At 72.3% G+C, this 14,218-nt stretch carries 17 protein-coding genes; 8 read left to right on the top strand and 9 right to left on the bottom strand.

Annotated elements, in window-relative coordinates; genetic code table 11:
* Positions 1-57: 57 nt before the first annotated feature.
* From E1284_RS17790 to sodX, 6 genes are all read right to left on the bottom strand, one after another.
* The gene (locus tag E1284_RS17790) at positions 58-714 is read right to left on the bottom strand and encodes a response regulator transcription factor (protein ID WP_131940263.1); all 657 of its coding nucleotides are present in this window, start codon (positions 712-714) and stop codon (positions 58-60) included.
* Entirely contained in the window at positions 711-1,847 is a 1,137-nt protein-coding gene (locus tag E1284_RS17785; protein WP_131940261.1) for a sensor histidine kinase, read from the bottom strand. Before E1284_RS17785 ends, E1284_RS17790 begins: the two co-directional genes overlap by 4 nt.
* Entirely contained in the window at positions 1,844-2,350 is a 507-nt protein-coding gene (locus E1284_RS17780; protein WP_131940259.1) for a metal transporter, read from the bottom strand. The genes E1284_RS17785 and E1284_RS17780 overlap by 4 nt, the downstream gene beginning before the upstream one ends.
* Positions 2,351-2,357: 7 nt before the next feature.
* The gene (locus E1284_RS17775) at positions 2,358-3,377 is read right to left on the bottom strand and encodes an ABC transporter permease subunit (protein WP_131940257.1); all 1,020 of its coding nucleotides are present in this window, start codon (positions 3,375-3,377) and stop codon (positions 2,358-2,360) included.
* Positions 3,374-4,255 (bottom strand): ABC transporter ATP-binding protein, encoded by an 882-nt coding sequence (locus E1284_RS17770; RefSeq protein ID WP_131940255.1) that lies wholly within the window; start codon positions 4,253-4,255, stop codon positions 3,374-3,376. The genes E1284_RS17775 and E1284_RS17770 overlap by 4 nt, the downstream gene beginning before the upstream one ends.
* 108 nt (positions 4,256-4,363) lie before the next feature.
* Complete coding sequence (gene sodX, locus E1284_RS17765) at positions 4,364-4,774, bottom strand: nickel-type superoxide dismutase maturation protease (RefSeq protein ID WP_131940253.1); 411 nt, start codon at positions 4,772-4,774, stop codon at positions 4,364-4,366.
* 184 nt (positions 4,775-4,958) lie between these two features.
* On the opposite strand from sodX, the gene sodN reads away from it, so the two are divergent.
* A complete protein-coding gene (sodN, locus tag E1284_RS17760) occupies positions 4,959-5,363 on the top strand; it encodes a superoxide dismutase, Ni (RefSeq protein WP_207923816.1) in 405 nt (134 codons plus the stop codon).
* A gap of 50 nt (positions 5,364-5,413) precedes the next feature.
* Here sodN and E1284_RS17755 read toward each other — a convergent pair whose 3' ends face one another.
* A complete protein-coding gene (locus E1284_RS17755; protein WP_131940250.1) occupies positions 5,414-5,884 on the bottom strand; it encodes a GNAT family N-acetyltransferase in 471 nt (156 codons plus the stop codon).
* A 191-nt stretch (positions 5,885-6,075) separates the two neighbouring features.
* On the opposite strand from E1284_RS17755, the gene E1284_RS17750 reads away from it, so the two are divergent.
* Both E1284_RS17750 and E1284_RS17745 read left to right on the top strand, forming a co-directional pair.
* Complete coding sequence (locus E1284_RS17750) at positions 6,076-6,504, top strand: ATP-binding protein (protein WP_131940248.1); 429 nt, start codon at positions 6,076-6,078, stop codon at positions 6,502-6,504.
* Positions 6,505-6,572: 68 nt separating this feature from the next.
* Complete coding sequence (locus E1284_RS17745; RefSeq protein ID WP_026401215.1) at positions 6,573-7,331, top strand: RNA polymerase sigma factor SigF; 759 nt, start codon at positions 6,573-6,575, stop codon at positions 7,329-7,331.
* A 66-nt stretch (positions 7,332-7,397) separates the two neighbouring features.
* Here E1284_RS17745 and E1284_RS17740 read toward each other — a convergent pair whose 3' ends face one another.
* On the bottom strand, positions 7,398-7,913 hold the full coding sequence (locus E1284_RS17740; RefSeq protein ID WP_207923815.1) for a hypothetical protein: 516 nt from the start codon (positions 7,911-7,913) through the stop codon (positions 7,398-7,400).
* A 69-nt stretch (positions 7,914-7,982) separates the two neighbouring features.
* Here E1284_RS17740 and E1284_RS17735 point away from each other — a divergent pair, with 69 nt between their 5' ends.
* Complete coding sequence (locus E1284_RS17735; RefSeq protein WP_131940246.1) at positions 7,983-8,924, top strand: diacylglycerol/lipid kinase family protein; 942 nt, start codon at positions 7,983-7,985, stop codon at positions 8,922-8,924.
* A gap of 327 nt (positions 8,925-9,251) precedes the next feature.
* The gene (locus tag E1284_RS17730; protein WP_131940243.1) at positions 9,252-9,512 is read left to right on the top strand and encodes a WhiB family transcriptional regulator; all 261 of its coding nucleotides are present in this window, start codon (positions 9,252-9,254) and stop codon (positions 9,510-9,512) included.
* Between the two features lie 82 nt (positions 9,513-9,594).
* Here E1284_RS17730 and E1284_RS17725 read toward each other — a convergent pair whose 3' ends face one another.
* Positions 9,595-11,262, bottom strand: coding sequence for a sensor histidine kinase (locus E1284_RS17725; protein WP_131940241.1), 1,668 nt, complete (start codon positions 11,260-11,262; stop codon positions 9,595-9,597).
* Between the two features lie 76 nt (positions 11,263-11,338).
* Here E1284_RS17725 and E1284_RS17720 point away from each other — a divergent pair, with 76 nt between their 5' ends.
* The 3 genes from E1284_RS17720 (at position 11,339) to E1284_RS17710 (ending at position 14,187) form a co-directional block, all read left to right on the top strand.
* Positions 11,339-12,502 carry an 8-amino-7-oxononanoate synthase gene (locus tag E1284_RS17720; protein WP_131940239.1) on the top strand — a complete coding sequence of 388 codons (1,164 nt, stop codon included), beginning with the start codon at positions 11,339-11,341 and terminating at the stop codon, positions 12,500-12,502.
* A 112-nt stretch (positions 12,503-12,614) separates the two neighbouring features.
* Entirely contained in the window at positions 12,615-13,343 is a 729-nt protein-coding gene (locus E1284_RS17715) for a GntR family transcriptional regulator (RefSeq protein WP_131940268.1), read from the top strand.
* Positions 13,344-13,521: 178 nt separating this feature from the next.
* Complete coding sequence (locus tag E1284_RS17710; protein WP_165965317.1) at positions 13,522-14,187, top strand: Uma2 family endonuclease; 666 nt, start codon at positions 13,522-13,524, stop codon at positions 14,185-14,187.
* The last annotated feature ends 31 nt before the right edge of the window (positions 14,188-14,218 follow it).

The raw sequence follows: 14,218 nt of genomic DNA, 5'->3' as shown, positions 1-14,218 counted from the left end.
CCGGATAACCGTCCCCACCCCCGACCCCGGCCGCTGATTCGCCCGGCGGTCGGTGGGTCAGGACGGGTCTACCAGGCGGTTCTCCCAGGCCCAGGTGACTATTCCGACGCGGTTGCGCACGCCCAGTTTGGTCTGGACGGCGGAGAGGTGGCTCTTGACCGTGCTGAGCGAGATGAACAGCTCCGCGGCGATCTCCTGGTTGGTGCGGCCGCGGGCCAGGGCTCGGACGACGTCGAGTTCGCGGTCGGACAAGGGCGGCGGTTGAGCGGTGCGCGGCGGTGCTGAGGTAGCCGTCAGGTGCCGCAGCAGGCGGACGGTGACGGAGGGCGATACCAGCGCTTCTCCGTTGTGGGCGGCGCGGACCGCCTCCACCAGGAGCGCCGGCCCCGCGTCCTTGAGGATGAAGCCCGCCGCGCCGCCGCGCAGCGCCCCGTAGACGTACTCGTCCAGGTCGAAGGTGGTGACCACGACGACTCGCATCGGGTCGGTGGTCTTCGGGCCTGCCAGGGCGCGGGTCACCTCGATGCCGTCGAGCTTGGGCATCCTGATGTCGACCAGGCACACGTCCGGACGCAGCCTGCGCGCCAGGGCGACCGCCTCGGCGCCGTCGGACGCCTCCCCCACGACCGTGATGTCGGGCTCGTCTTCCAGAATCAGTCGCAGCCCTCTGCGGACCATCGCCTGGTCGTCGGCGAGCAGAACCGAGATCGTCACCGGGGCTCCCCCGTGGGCAGCGTCGCGCGCACGGACCAGCCGCTGCCGGGGCGTGGCCCCGCCTGCAGCGAGCCGCCGAGCGACTCGACGCGTTCGCGCATGCCGATGAGGCCGTAGCCGCGGTGGGGGTGCCGGGCCACGGGCGGCGGCGCGTCGTCGGCGACCTCGATGGCGACGTCCTGTGCGCTCTGCTCGACGGTGACCGTGACCGATCGGGCCTTGGGCGCGTGCCGCAAGACGTTGGTCAGCGCCTCCTGCGCGACGCGGTACACGGTGCTGGTCACCTCCGGCGGCCACTCGTTCTCGTCCGGCATGGTCAACGCGACCTCGGGGCCCTGGCGGGCGAAGCGCTCGACGAGTGCGCCGAGGCCCTCCGGTCCGGGGTGCGCGGGCGCCGCGTCGTCGGTGTCGCGGAGGAGTCCGACGACCCGTCGCATCGCGGCCAGGGCGTCGGTGCCCGCGGTCTCCATCTCGGCGAGGTACTCGCCCACCTGCTCCGGGTTCCGCCGCGCGACCACCTGGGCGCCCTGCGCCTGGAGCACCATGCCCGTGATGTGGTGCGCGACGACGTCGTGCAGTTCCCGGGCCAGCTCCAGCCGCTCCTCCCGCCGGACCTGCTCTGCGGTCATGCGCGCCCGCGCGTCCAGGATCCGCAGCGACAGCCCGATGCCGACGGCGGCCAGCCAGATCGGGCCGTCCAGCACCGTCACGGCCGCGAGCTCGGAGAACGGCGGCCCGGCGGCCAGCTGACCGGCGATGATCAGCACCGGTCCGGCGGCCGCGATGGCGGCGGCCGGGGCCGCGGGGAGGGTCCGCAGGGCCGAGGCGGTCAGCACCGCCAGCCCCAGGGCCATGGCCGGGCTGGGTTCGGCGGGGAGGTCGGAGCCGCTCAGCCGGGTGGTCGCGATGGCCGCCGCCGCGAGGACGAGCCCCGCGACGGCCGGCCGTAGCGGTCGGCGCAGCCCGGCCAGGGCCGTGAGGCAGACCGCCGCCGCGAAGGCGCAGCCCGGCGCCCAGTACCAGCTCCCCCAGCTCTGCGCGATGGCGGCGGCCTGCACGGTGATCGCCGTGAGGAACGCGGCGCCGAGCCCGGTCACGGAGAGCCCCCGGACCCATCCCGCCGGAACGGTCATGTGCGCCAGGTTATCGGCGCGCCGGACGTCCGGACGGGCGCCAGCACGCGCAGCAGCGGGCCGACGGCGAGCCCGCCCGCCATCAAGATCGTGGCGAGCACCGTCACGGCGGAGGGGCCGGAGAACCAGGCGAGCCCGATCACGATGACGCCGCCCACCGCGACGCAGGCGGCCGATGGCGCCGGCCGGGCCCTGAGCGCGGAGCCGATGAGGACGGCAAGGGCCAGAGCCGTCATGGGGGCGGGCTCCTGCGGCAGTTCCGTCGCCGAGGACACGCCCACGGCTCCCACCGCCACGGCCAGGCCCGCCGCCGCAGGCCACACCCTCTGGTGCCCTCGCAGCAGGGCCAGCCCGCACACCGCCACCGCGACGGCAGTGGTGAAGACCCAGGAGGCGCCGCCCCAGCTGACGGCGAGCATGAACGCCGTGAAGGCGATGCCCAGGGCGAAGATCAGGCCGAGCCCCGTGTTGAGCAGTACGGCATTTCCGCGGTTGTTCTCCATGAGTTCCTCACACGCGCCTGATGCGGCGCAGGGCGATGGCGGTCAGGAACGCGCCGGTCAGCAGGTAGAGCCCCGTCTCGGCCAGTTGGAAGTACCAGTAGCGGTCGCCGGGCTGGTACTCGATGTCGACATGCAGGTCGAGCGCGGACAGGCACACCGCGGCGTCACCGAACGTGCCGCCGGCACCGGTCTTGGACGGGGTGTCGAGACACGCGTTGAACTTCTCCTCGCCGAGCGTCCGCCCGTCGGCGGTGCGCATCGGGCTGGTGTCGCTGATCCACGCGTCGGGTGCACCGGGAACCTGCAAGCCGCCGATGACCGGGGCGCCGGTGATGCTGCCCAGGTTCTTGGCCCCGTTGATGACCTGGGCGGTCATCGGCAGCGTCGCCTTCTCCGATGGCAGGAGGTGCGGCCGCACCATGTTCGGCACCGTGAACTGGACGGCGAGGAAGACCACGCCCGTGATGGCCATCGCCGGGAGCGTCCGGCGGACGAGGAGCCCGATCGTGGTGCCGAGGGTGAAGGCGAGGAAGGCGTAGCCGATCGGGGCGATGTTGCGGGCGCCGAACTCGATCGTCCCGAACCGGTCGGAGGCGACCTGGTCGTACGGGGCCGCCGCCCAGGTGAGCAGCAGGGCGGCCAGGCCCGTCACGGTCATCGCGGCCAGGGCGGTGAACGCCATCCTGGCGATCAGCCATCGGCGGCGGGTCACGCTCTGGCTCCACACCAGCCGCTGGGTGCCGAGTTCCAGTTCCCTGGCGATCAGCGGTGCTCCCCAGAACGCGCCGAGGACGACGGGGATCAGCCCGAGGCCGGCGGCCATGAACAGCAGCATGCTCCGGTAGGCGCCCTGAAACTGGCTCTCGGCCTGGGCGCACGCGGCGGGGTCGGCGCACCGGGACCGGTAGACGTCGTGCGCGTCCCGGATGTCCATGCCGAGGTACAGCAGGTAGGCGGCGATCACTGCGAGCCCGATGGCCGCGACGAGCGCGTGGAGGCGGAACTGCCGCCAGTTCAACCAGATCATCGCGCATCCTCCCCGGCGACCGCGCCGACCCGGGCGGCGGGCGCGTCCACCCGCGACATGTAGGCGAGCACCAGCTCTTCGAGCGTGACGGGCCCGGTCTGCGCCGGGATCTCCGACGGCGGCAGGGCGGTGCGCACGATGGCCCCGCCCTGCTCGGCCCGGACGACCTCGACGCCCGCGGGCAGCCGACCGGGATCGCCGTGCGGCACGGCCAGCCGGTGGTGGCCGGCCAGCAGGTCGCGGACGTCCCCGGCGACCTGGACGCGCGCGTCGCACAGCACGATGAGGTAGTCGCAGACCTGCTCGATGTCGCCGAGCAGATGCGACGACAGCACGGCACCGGCGCCGAGTTCGGTGACGAACTCCATGAGGCTCGCCAGGAAGCCGCGGCGCGCCAGCGGGTCCAGCGCGGCGGCCGGCTCGTCGAAGACCAGCAGTTCGGGACGTTTGGCGGCGGCGACCGTCAGCGCCAGTTGCGCGCGCTGGCCGCCCGACAGCCGTCCCGCCTTCTGGGCGGGGTCGAGCCCGACCTGCGCGATCCGCCGCTCGGCCATGCCCTGGTCCCAGGACGGGTTCAGGCGCGCCCCCAGACGCAGGTGGTCGGCCACGCTGAACGACGGGTAGACGGGGGTGTTCTGCGCGACGAACCCGACCCTGGCCAGGTGCGCGGCGCTCGCGGCCGGCGGGGACCCCAGCACGCGCAGCGAGCCCGACGACGGCTCCAGCAGCCCGCAGGCCATGTTCAGCAGCGTCGACTTCCCCGCCCCGTTCGGCCCCACCAGGCCTACGACGCGTCCGGCCGGAACGCGCAGGTCGACTCCGCTCAGCGCCGCCCGCCGGCGGCCATAGCGTTTCGTCAGTCCCTCGGCGTGCAACATCGGGACCGGATCTCCATGTGGCATGACCGCATCGTCGCCAACGGCCCCGCCGACGCTCACCGGCCTAAAGGACGGTGCGCCCCGGAAGCGGTCGTACTTTCGGCCGGTTCATCGCCGTCCCCGCCGGGATCGCCGCACGGGCTTCGGCGGGAGAGGCCGGTAGCGGGCCAGGACGCGTCCCGTCACGAGCGCGTCCGGGACGGCGCCGAAGTCCCAGCTGTCGCTGCGCCCAGGGGCGCGCTGGTTGTCGCTCTCCAGCCACCAGCCCTCATCGGTGCGGTGCGAGGCGCGCTTGACGATGAGGAGCCCGGGACGCCGCGGATGCCCGGCGACGACGACGGCCCCCGGCCGGGGACAGGCCCCGGCGCGGACGATGAGCCAGTCGCCCGGACGCAGGCCCGGCAGCATCGACTCCCCGGTGACCTCGACCGTGCGCAGCCGCCGGGCCCCGGCCGCCGCGAGCACGGCGGCGGCGGCGAGGCCCCAGAGCACCGGACGGCGCGGCCTGCGGATCCGCATGCTCCTCCTCGTGCGTCCGCATACATCGGCGGACCGCGGTGATGACACTCTCCGTAGGGCTCCGGGCCGCGCGCGGCCCGGGTCTTAGGCCGAAATACCGAGCGCCCTGGCCGGACGGGCCCAGGGACACAAGGGTAATGTCGGTGCCCTGAGCATGATCCGCAACGAGGGAAGGGATTCGCAGGTGTTGCTCAAGCTTCTGCGCCCGAAGACCACGGTGTCCGCGCACTGCGACCTGCCGTGCGGCGTCTACGACCCGGCGCAGGCCCGGATCGAAGCCGAGTCGGTCAAGGCGATCTGCGAGAAGTACGCCGCCAACGAGGACCCGGAGTTCCGCGCCCGGGCGATCCTGATCAAGGAGCAGCGCAGCCAGCTGGTCAAGGAGCACCTGTGGGTGCTCTGGACCGACTACTTCAAGCCGCCGCACTTCGAGAAGTACCCGCAGCTGCACCAGCTGTTCAACGAGGCCACCAAGCTCGCCGGCGGTGGCGGCGGCACCAAGGCCACCATGGACGTCAAGGTCGCCGAGGACCTGCTGGGCAAGATCGCTGAGATCGACAAGATCTTCTGGGAGACCAAGCAGTCCTGACCCGCACGAATGGTGAGGCCCGACCGGCGGCTGGTCGGGCCTCTGCCGTCTCAGGAGCGGGCGGCCTTGGTGAGGGCGTCGCCGGTGAGGCGGTAGACCGCCCACTCGTCCTGCGGGCGGGCGCCGAGGGACTCATAGAAGGCGATGGTCGGTTCGTTCCACTTGAGGACGGCCCATTCGACGCGTTCGTAGCCTCGGGCGTCCGCGATGCGGGTCAGCTCGGTGAGCAGGGCCTTGCCGTAGCCGTGGCCGCGGACGTCCGGCTCGACGAACAGGTCCTCCAGATAGATGCCGTGCGTGCCGTTCCACGTGGAGAAGGTGAGGAACCAGACGGAGAAGCCGACGATCCTTCCCTCGTGCTCGACGACGTGCGCGAAGACCTTCGGGTCGTCGCCGAAGAGCCTGTCCCGCAACTGCTCCTCGGTGACCTTCACCTCGTGGAGGGAGCGCTCGTAGTCCGCCAGCTCGCGGATCAGCCGCAAGATCTCCGGGACGTCGTCTGGGGTCGCATACCGAATCACCCCGGCAGGGTATTCGAACGGGAGGTAGGGGGCGAGCGCGGGCGTGACTCACGCCTCGCCCGCCGGAGGTTTGGGACGCGTCGGCTGAGGTCGGTGCCGCGTTCGTAAGAAAGCCACGCGCGCCGGAGTCTCCGGCAGGGCCCCGCAGGCGGTAGTTTCGAAGCAGCGGGACCATCCTGCGAGGGAGTGACGTGACCGAGGAAACCGCTGCAATGCCGGCCAGTACGAAGTTGTCCGTCCGCGATGTGGTGACGGTGAGGCTGCCGGCCGCGAGCGCCTACCTGTCCGTGCTGCGGACGGCGACCGCGGGACTCGCGGCCAGGCTCGACTTCACGCTGGACGAAATAGAGGACCTGCGCATCGCCGTGGACGAGGCGTGCGCGATGCTGCTCGCCCAGGCCCTGCCCGGGACCGACCTGACATGCGAGTTCGAGCTGACCGGGGACGCCGTGCGCATCTCCGTGTCGGTGCTCACCGTGGACGGGGAGGAGCCCAGCCGCGACACCTTCGCCTGGACGGTCCTGTCGTCCCTGGCGGGCGAGGTGGACGCCGAGGTGGGCGCCGACGACCGGGTCACCGTGACGCTGCAGAAGCGGCGCGGCGCGGCGGGGGCCCCGTGACGGAGAAGACGACGACGGAGGAGACGACCGCGGTCGCGGGCGCGAGCACCGAGCGGTCGGAGTCCGCGGTGCCCGACCGGGCCCGGGCGCGTGCCCTGTTCGAGCGCCTCGCCGAGCTTCCGGAGGGCGATCCGGAGCGCCAGCGCATCCGGGACCAGCTCGTCGAGCTGCACCTGCCGCTGGTGGAGTACCTCGCCCGCCGCTTCCGCAACCGCGGCGAATGGCTGGACGACCTGATCCAGGTCGCCACCATCGGCCTGATCAAGTCGATCGACCGGTTCGACCTGGAGCGCGGCGTGGAGTTCTCCACGTACGCGACGCCCACGATCGTCGGCGAGATCAAGCGGCACTTCCGCGACAAGGGCTGGGCGGTGCGCGTGCCGCGCCGGCTGCAGGAGCTGAAGCTGTCGCTGACCAAGGCGATCAGCGACCTCGCGCAGCGCGAGGGCCGCGCGCCGACGGTGAGCGAACTGGCCGCGCACCTGCAGATGAGCGAGGAGGAGGTGCTGGAGGGCCTGGAGTCGGCGAACGCCTACTCCACCGTGTCCCTGGACGCCCCCGACTCCGGCGACGAGGACGCCCCCGCGGTCGCCGACTCGCTCGGCATGGTCGACGAGTCGCTGGAGGGCGTCGAGTACCGCGAGTCCCTCAAGCCGCTGCTGGAGAAGCTGCCCGCGCGGGAGAAGAAGATCCTGCTGCTGCGGTTCTTCGGCAACATGACGCAGTCGCAGATCGCCGCGGAGCTCGGCATCTCCCAGATGCACGTGTCCCGGCTGCTCGCCCGCACGCTGGCGCAGCTCCGCGAGGGCCTCACCGCCGACGAGTGAGAACGCGCGAAGGGCCCCGGGTTCGTTCCCGGGGCCCTTCGGTGTCCGCGGCCGGTTCTCGGCGGGTCAGTTCTTGGTGGGCTGCTCTTTGAGGCGGTCCATGAGCCGCCGGCCCAGCGAGCGGGGTTCCGCGGGCTCCGCCGGTGCCGCCGGCACGGGTTCGGCGACCTTCGGCGCGGCCTCGCCGGCGTCCTCGGCGTCGTCGTGGTCCTCGATCAGCCAGGCGGTGCTCGGCGGGCTGAGGACGGTGATCAGCGCGAGCGCGGCGACCACGCCCATCGGGATCGCGATGCCGGGGCGGTCGCTCTGCCACATCGACCAGGCGATCGGCAGCGCGAACAGCTGGGTGAGGACCGTGGGGGCGCGGCTCCACTGGTCGGCGCGCAGCAGGCCGCGGGCGCAGGCGAGCATGCCGATCCCGCCGGCGAGGGCGAGGACGGTGACCCCGATCGCGCTCGGGGGGTCGACGGCGGCGCCGATGGCCGTCTCCACACCGGTGTAGACGCCGAAACCGACGGCGGCGAGGCCCTCCGCGCCCTCCAGGGCGGCGGCGGCCTGCACGGTGCTGGGGCGCTTCCTCACACCCTGAACCCTACTCGTCCCGCTCACCTGCGCGTCCCCTACCCTCGCGCGTCCCCTACCCTTGCGCACGTGCGCGCCATGCTCATCGCCAACCCCAAGGCGACCTCCACCTCCCGGAGGGCCCGCGGCATCCTCATGCGGGCCTTCACCGGTGACCTCGACCTCGTGCTCGCCGAGACCGGCCACCGCGGCCACGCGACCGAGCTGGCCCGGCAGGCGGCCGCGGACGGCTACGACGTCGTGATCGCGCTCGGCGGGGACGGCACGGTGAACGAGGCCGTCAACGGCCTGCTCGCGGACGGCCCGTCCCCCGATCTCCCGGCGCTGGCGGTGCTGCCGTGCGGGAGCGCGAACGTGTTCGCCCGCGCGCTCGGGCTGCCGGACGACCCGATCGGCGCGACGACGGCGGTGCTGGAGGCGCTGCGGGCGGGCCGGCACCGGACGGTGGGGCTCGGGACGGCGTCGCTGCCGGACGGCGGCGAGCGGTACTTCACGTTCTGCGCGGGCGTCGGGCTGGACGCGGAGGTCGTCCGGGAGGTGGAGCGGCGGCGCGACGCCGGGGTCCGCGCGGACCCGTCACTGTATGTGCGGACCGCCGTCCGGCATTTCTTCTCCGGCACCGATCGGCGGCGTCCCGCGCTCACTTTGGAACGGCCCGGACGCCCCCCGATTCCGGGGCTGTTCCTGGCGTTCGTCTCGAATACCTCGCCGTGGACTTTCATGGGCCGGCTGCCGGTGAATCCGAGTCCGAAGGCGCACTTCGGGCGCGGTCTGGACGTGTTCGGGATGCGTTCGCTGCGGGTCGGCCCGACGGTGGGCGCGCTGGTCCAGATGCTGACCTCGCGCACGCGTCCGCTGCAGGGACGGCAGGTCGTGAACGTCCACGATGCGGCCGAGGTCACGTTGCGCGCGGACCGCCCGGTGGCCTTTCAGCTGGACGGCGACTACCTCGGCGAACAGCGGAGCGTGACGTTCCGGTCGGTTCCGAAGGCGATACGCATCGTCATTTGAGTGGCGCTCCGCGGGCGCGGCGGGGAGTCATTCGCGGCGCATGGGTGGCCAGGTGAGAGCCAAGTAACACGTTCGTCCCACGGGTGTGACACATGCGACACCCATACTTTGAGAATCCTTTCTCAAAGGTCTTGCGTCGCCCCGCGCCGCCCTGACACGCTCAAAGTGCGCCCGCTGGACGGGGACCCCAACGCCGCCGGTCCCCCGCGCGCGGCGCCGCCGAACATCCACCCCTGGACCTGGTCACAGCCTCCTGGGAGTTCCGCGACATGTGAAACCGTTCACAAAAGTGGAGTTTCTCCACCACCTGACGAAGGAGTGGACCGCATGGACTGGCGCCACCGCGCAGCCTGCCGTGACGTGGACCCCGAGCTGTTCTTCCCGATCGGCAACACCGGCCCCGCGATCCTGCAGATCGAAGAGGCCAAGCAGGTATGCCGCCGGTGCGACGTGACCGACGCGTGCCTGCGCTGGGCCCTGGAATCCGGCCAGGAGTCGGGCGTCTGGGGCGGCATGGGAGAGGACGAGCGCCGCGCCCTCAAGCGCCGCGCCCGCGCCGGCCGCAGCGCCCTCAGCGTCCGCCGCTGAAGAACCCTCGTCGCGGCCGGTCACTCCGGGTGCAGTAACGGGACACCGTACTGACGACACCGACTGAGTGACCGGCCGCCGATCAGGCCCGTCCCGGCCGGTGGTTGTGGTCCAGGGGGATGTCGACGACCACCTCGGTGCCCCCGCCGGGACGAGGACGGAAGTCCAGCCGGCCGCCCAGCTCCCCCACGATCAGCGTGCGGACGATCTGCAGGCCGAGGCTCGTCGCGCTCTCCACGTCGAAGTCGGCGGGCAGCCCGACGCCGTCGTCGGCGACCACCGTCACCAGCCGGCGCCCCGACGGTTCCTCCCCGCTCTCCTCCTCGTGCGGGGCGCGGGGCTCGTGCGCCCCCGGCGCCGGCCACTCCCCCCACACCTCCACCCCGCTCGGCTCGCGGCGCTTGTCCCCCTCGCCGTGCCGGCGGGCGACGACCTCCAGCGTCCCGAACCGGTTGGCGAGGCCGTGCTCCAGGGCGTTCTGCAGCAGCTCGGTGAGCGCCATCGCCAGCGGTGTCGCGATCTCGGCGGGCAGCACGCCGAAGCTGCCGGTCCGCTTCGGGGCGACCTTGGTCTCCGGCGTCGACACCTCCCCCGCCATGGTGATCACGCGGTCCGCGATGTCGTCGAAGTCGATCAGCTCGTCCGGGGTGTGCGACAGGGTCTCGTGCACGATGGCTATGGACCCGACGCGGCGGACCGCCTCGTCCAGCGCGGCGCGCCCCTCCGGGATCCGCAGCCGCCGGGCCTGCAGCCGCAGCAGCGCGGCGACCGTCTGCAGGTTGTTCTTCACCCGGTGGTGGATCTCGCGGATGGTGGCGTCCTTGGTCATCAGCTCCCGGTCCCGCCAGCGCAGCTCGGTGACGTCCCGGCACAGCACGATCGCGCCGATCCGCGTGCCGCCGACGACGAGCGGGATCGTCCGCAGCTGCATGATCGACCCGCGCGACTCGACCTCGACCTCGCGGGGCGCCCGGCCGGACAGCACGACGCTGAGCGCCTCCTCCATCGGCTCGCCGGTGTCGCACAGGTCCGCGGTGATCTGGCCGAGCGCCTCGCCGACGAGGTCGGTGGGGTAGCCGAGCCGCCGGTACGCCGACTGCGCGTTCGGGCTGGCGTAGGTGACCTTGCCGGACCGGTCGAGGCGCATCAGCCCGTCGCCGACGCGCGGCGAGCGGACCATGTTCGGCTCCTCGCCCGGCACCGGGAACCGGCCCTCGGCGATCATCGTGGCGAGGTCGCTGGCGCTCTGCAGGTAGGTCAGCTCCAGCCGGGACGGGGTGCGCGCCGAACTGAGGTTCGTGCTGCGCTGGATCACCCCGAGGATCTTGGCGCCGCGCCGCACCGGGATCGACTCCTCCCGGACGGGGATGCCGCTGCCCCACTCGGGGTCGCCCTCCCGGACGATCCGGCGCTCCCGCCATGCCACGTCGATGAGGCCGCGGCGCCCCGTCCGGACGACCTTGCCGACGAGGTCCTCGGGGTAGGCGGTCGGGCCGGTCGTGGGGCGCATCTGCGCGATCGCCACCCAGCCGGGCACGGCGGCGCCGGTGTCCATCCGGCCCCGCCGGCCGCGGGACGACGCCCCCTCGGCGGGCAGCGCGTCCGCCGACCGCAGCGGCACCCACAGCAGCAGGTCCGCGAAGGACAGGTCGGCGAGGAGCTGCCAGTCGGACACGAGCGCGTGCAGCCATTCCAGGTCGGTCTCGGTGAGATCGGTGTGATCACGGACCAGATCGGTCAAGGTAGGCACGCGACCATCATCGCCCATGCCCCTTGGTGCCGGGGCTGCTGCCCCGGCCCCTGCGCGACCTGGCAGGATTCCCGGCATGACCGCAGGACGAGACCCCCTGGCCAGGCTCCGGGACGCGGCGGCGCGGCGGGCCGGGGCCGGGCTGCGCCGGACGCTGCGCCCCCGTCCCGACGGGCTGACGGACCTGGCGTCCAACGACTACCTGGGCCTGGCCGACGACCCCCGCCTGGTGGAGGGCGCGTGCGCCGCCGCCCGCGCGTGGGGCACCGGTTCGACCGGCTCGCGGCTGGTCACCGGCACGACGGAGCTGCACGCCGAACTCGACCGGCGGCTCGCCGCGTTCACCGGCAGCGCCGCCGGGCTGGTCTTCTCCTCCGGTTTCCTGGCGAACCTGGGCGCCGTGACCGCCCTGGCCGGGCCGGGCGCCCTCGTCGTGTCCGACCAGGTCAACCACGCCTCGATCGTGGACGCGTGCCGGCTGTCGCGGGCCCGCGTCGTGATCGTCCCGCACCGGGACGCGGCCGCCGTCGAGGAGGCCCTCGCCTGCCGTGAGGAAGAGGACGCCATCGTGGTCACCGACGCGGTGTTCTCCGTGGACGGCGACCTCGCGCCGCTGAACGCGCTGCACGCCGCCGCCCGGACGCACGGCGCGCTGCTGGTCGTCGACGAGGCGCACGCGCTCGGTGTCGTGGGCGGGCACGGCCGCGGCGCCGCGCACGCCGCCGGTCTCGCGGGCGAACCCGACGTGGTCCTGACGCTGACGCTGTCGAAGTCCCTCGCGTCGCAGGGCGGCGCGGTCCTCGGCGCGCCCGAGGTGATCGAGACGCTGGTCGACACCGGGCGCTCGTTCATCTTCGACACCGGCCTGAACCCGCCCGCGGCGGGCGCCGCGCTCGCCGCCCTCGACGTGCTGGAATCCGACCCCGGCCTGCCCGCCCGCGCACGTGACCGGGCCCTGCGCATCGCAAACCTCGCGGCCGGTTCCGGCCTGGAGACCGCCGCGCCGGCCGCCGCCGTCGTCCCCGTCCTCCTCGGTGAGCCGCACGCCGCGCTGCGCGCCGCCGGGATCTGCGCTGAGCACGGGCTCCGCGTCGGCTGCTTCCGTCCACCGTCCGTCCCGAAGGGCCGCGCCTGCCTGCGCCTCACCGCCCGCGCCACGCTGGAGGAGTCCGACCTCACACGCCTCCGGGCGGCCCTGGCGGAAGTCGCCTCCTCTACCGGCCGTAGTCTGCACGCATAACATCGGGGGAAACCGATGATGAACGTGAGGAGATGCCGTGACGGAGGTCAGGGGCGGGCCCCGGCACGGGGGCGGGTTCGAGCACGGGTTCGACCGGGCCGCGCTCGCGGGCATCGGTAAGCGGCACCCGAACCAGGCGCCCCGCATCCCCAAGTACTACAAGCTCAAAGAGCTGCTGGTGGAGCTGATCCAGTCGCTGCCCGCCGGCAGCCCGCTCCCGCCCGAGCGGACGCTGGCCGAGAAGTACGAGACGTCCCGCACCACCGTCCGGCAGGCGCTCGCCGAGCTCGTCGTCGAGGGGCGCCTCCAGCGCATCCAGGGCAAAGGGACCTTCGTCGCCAAGCCGAAGGTCGCGCAGGAGCTCCAGCTCGTCAGCTACACCGAGGACATGCGGCACCACGGGCTGCGCCCCGAGACCCGCATCCTGGAGGCCGGCTACGTCAGCGCGGACGAGAGCCTCGCGACGCTCCTGTGCATCCGGCCGGGCGGCCGCGTGCTGCGCGTCCACCGCCTCCGCCTCGCCGACGGCGAGCCCATGTCGATCGACACCTCGCACCTCCCGGCCCGCCGCTTCCCCGGCCTGCGCCGCGAGCTGTCCCGGCACCACTCCCTGTACGAGACGCTCGCGACGGCCTACGACGTCCACCTGACCGAGGCCGAGGAGACGATCGAGACCGTCCTCGCCACCCCCCACGACGCCCAGCTCCTCGGTGTGGACGTGGGCCTCCCGATGCTCCTGCTCTCCCGCCACGCCTTCGACACCACGGGCCAGCCCGTCGAATGGGCCCAGTCCCTCTACCGAGGCGACCGCTACAAGTTCATCACCCGCCTGAGCCGCTGACCCCGGGTTCCGGCACCATCTGGCGCGAGCGCTCCCCTCAGCAACCCAGTGGCCAACGCGCTAGCGTGAAGCCATCGGGCCGCGACGTGTCGATGACCGAGTGCAAGGATCCGCCTACACTCCGAACACTTGTTCCCTACGATGACTGGAGCAGATCGTGAGGGAAGGATCGCCGAACGTGACCATCCAGACGTTGCCGTCTTACCGGGCGGCACTTCCAGATACGCCGTACGCGCTGTGGGCAAGCGGCGAACTCGACGACTTCCTCCACCTACCCGAGGGTTCTCGGGCCGAAATCATCGGAGGAGAGATCGTCGTGTCCCCCACGCCCATGGTGTCGCACGGCAACCTGATCTACTACATCTCCAGTGCGATCGACCGGGCGAGGTACGCCGACCCGTCCTACCCATGGACATCCCGACAGGTGATGACCCTCAACCTTCCGGGGTTCGAGCAAGGCTACGTCCCCGACCTGATCGTGGCGGAGGACGGCGTGTTCGAAACCGCCGGCGACGCCGACGAGAGCCAGTTGAGGCCGGACGAGATCGAAATGGTCGTAGAGGTCACCTCCAAGAACCTGGCCGACTACGACCGGCCACCGGCCAGGGACAAGGCCCTGCGAAAGCCGACCAAGTGGTGGGGATACGCACGGGTCGGCATTCCCTACTACCTTCTCGTCGACCGCGACCCAAAGGTCGCCAACACCACGCTCTTCTCGATCCCGGATCAGGGCTCGAACGCCTATCTCCACCGGGAATCCTGGGACTTCGGGGCGACAGTACACCTCCCCGAGCCGTTCAACATCGAGCTCGACACCAGCGGGTGGAAGCCGTGGAGGGCCTGAGCCGGCTCCAGCACTCCGGGAGGCGTGACTT

It is taken from the genome of Actinomadura bangladeshensis (assembly GCF_004348335.1).
Taxonomy (GTDB): Bacteria; Actinomycetota; Actinomycetes; order Streptosporangiales; family Streptosporangiaceae; genus Spirillospora; species Spirillospora bangladeshensis.
The sequence above is the reverse complement of the archived record's forward strand: the minus strand, read 5'-3'. Positions and strand labels throughout refer to the sequence as shown.

What these genes read in the sequence shown, in the direction of transcription:
- E1284_RS17785 (WP_131940261.1), bottom strand. Translation starts at nt 1,847, where the DNA reads ATGACCGTTCCGGCGGGATGGGTCCGGGGGCTCTCCGTGACCGGGCTC.
- E1284_RS17780 (WP_131940259.1), bottom strand. Translation starts at nt 2,350, where the DNA reads ATGGAGAACAACCGCGGAAATGCCGTACTGCTCAACACGGGGCTCGGC.
- E1284_RS17775 (WP_131940257.1), bottom strand. Translation starts at nt 3,377, where the DNA reads ATGATCTGGTTGAACTGGCGGCAGTTCCGCCTCCACGCGCTCGTCGCG.
- E1284_RS17770 (WP_131940255.1), bottom strand. Translation starts at nt 4,255, where the DNA reads ATGTTGCACGCCGAGGGACTGACGAAACGCTATGGCCGCCGGCGGGCG.
- sodX (WP_131940253.1), bottom strand. Translation starts at nt 4,774, where the DNA reads ATGCGGATCCGCAGGCCGCGCCGTCCGGTGCTCTGGGGCCTCGCCGCC.
- E1284_RS17730 (WP_131940243.1), top strand. Translation starts at nt 9,252, where the DNA reads ATGGACTGGCGCCACCGCGCAGCCTGCCGTGACGTGGACCCCGAGCTG.
- E1284_RS17720 (WP_131940239.1), top strand. Translation starts at nt 11,339, where the DNA reads ATGACCGCAGGACGAGACCCCCTGGCCAGGCTCCGGGACGCGGCGGCG.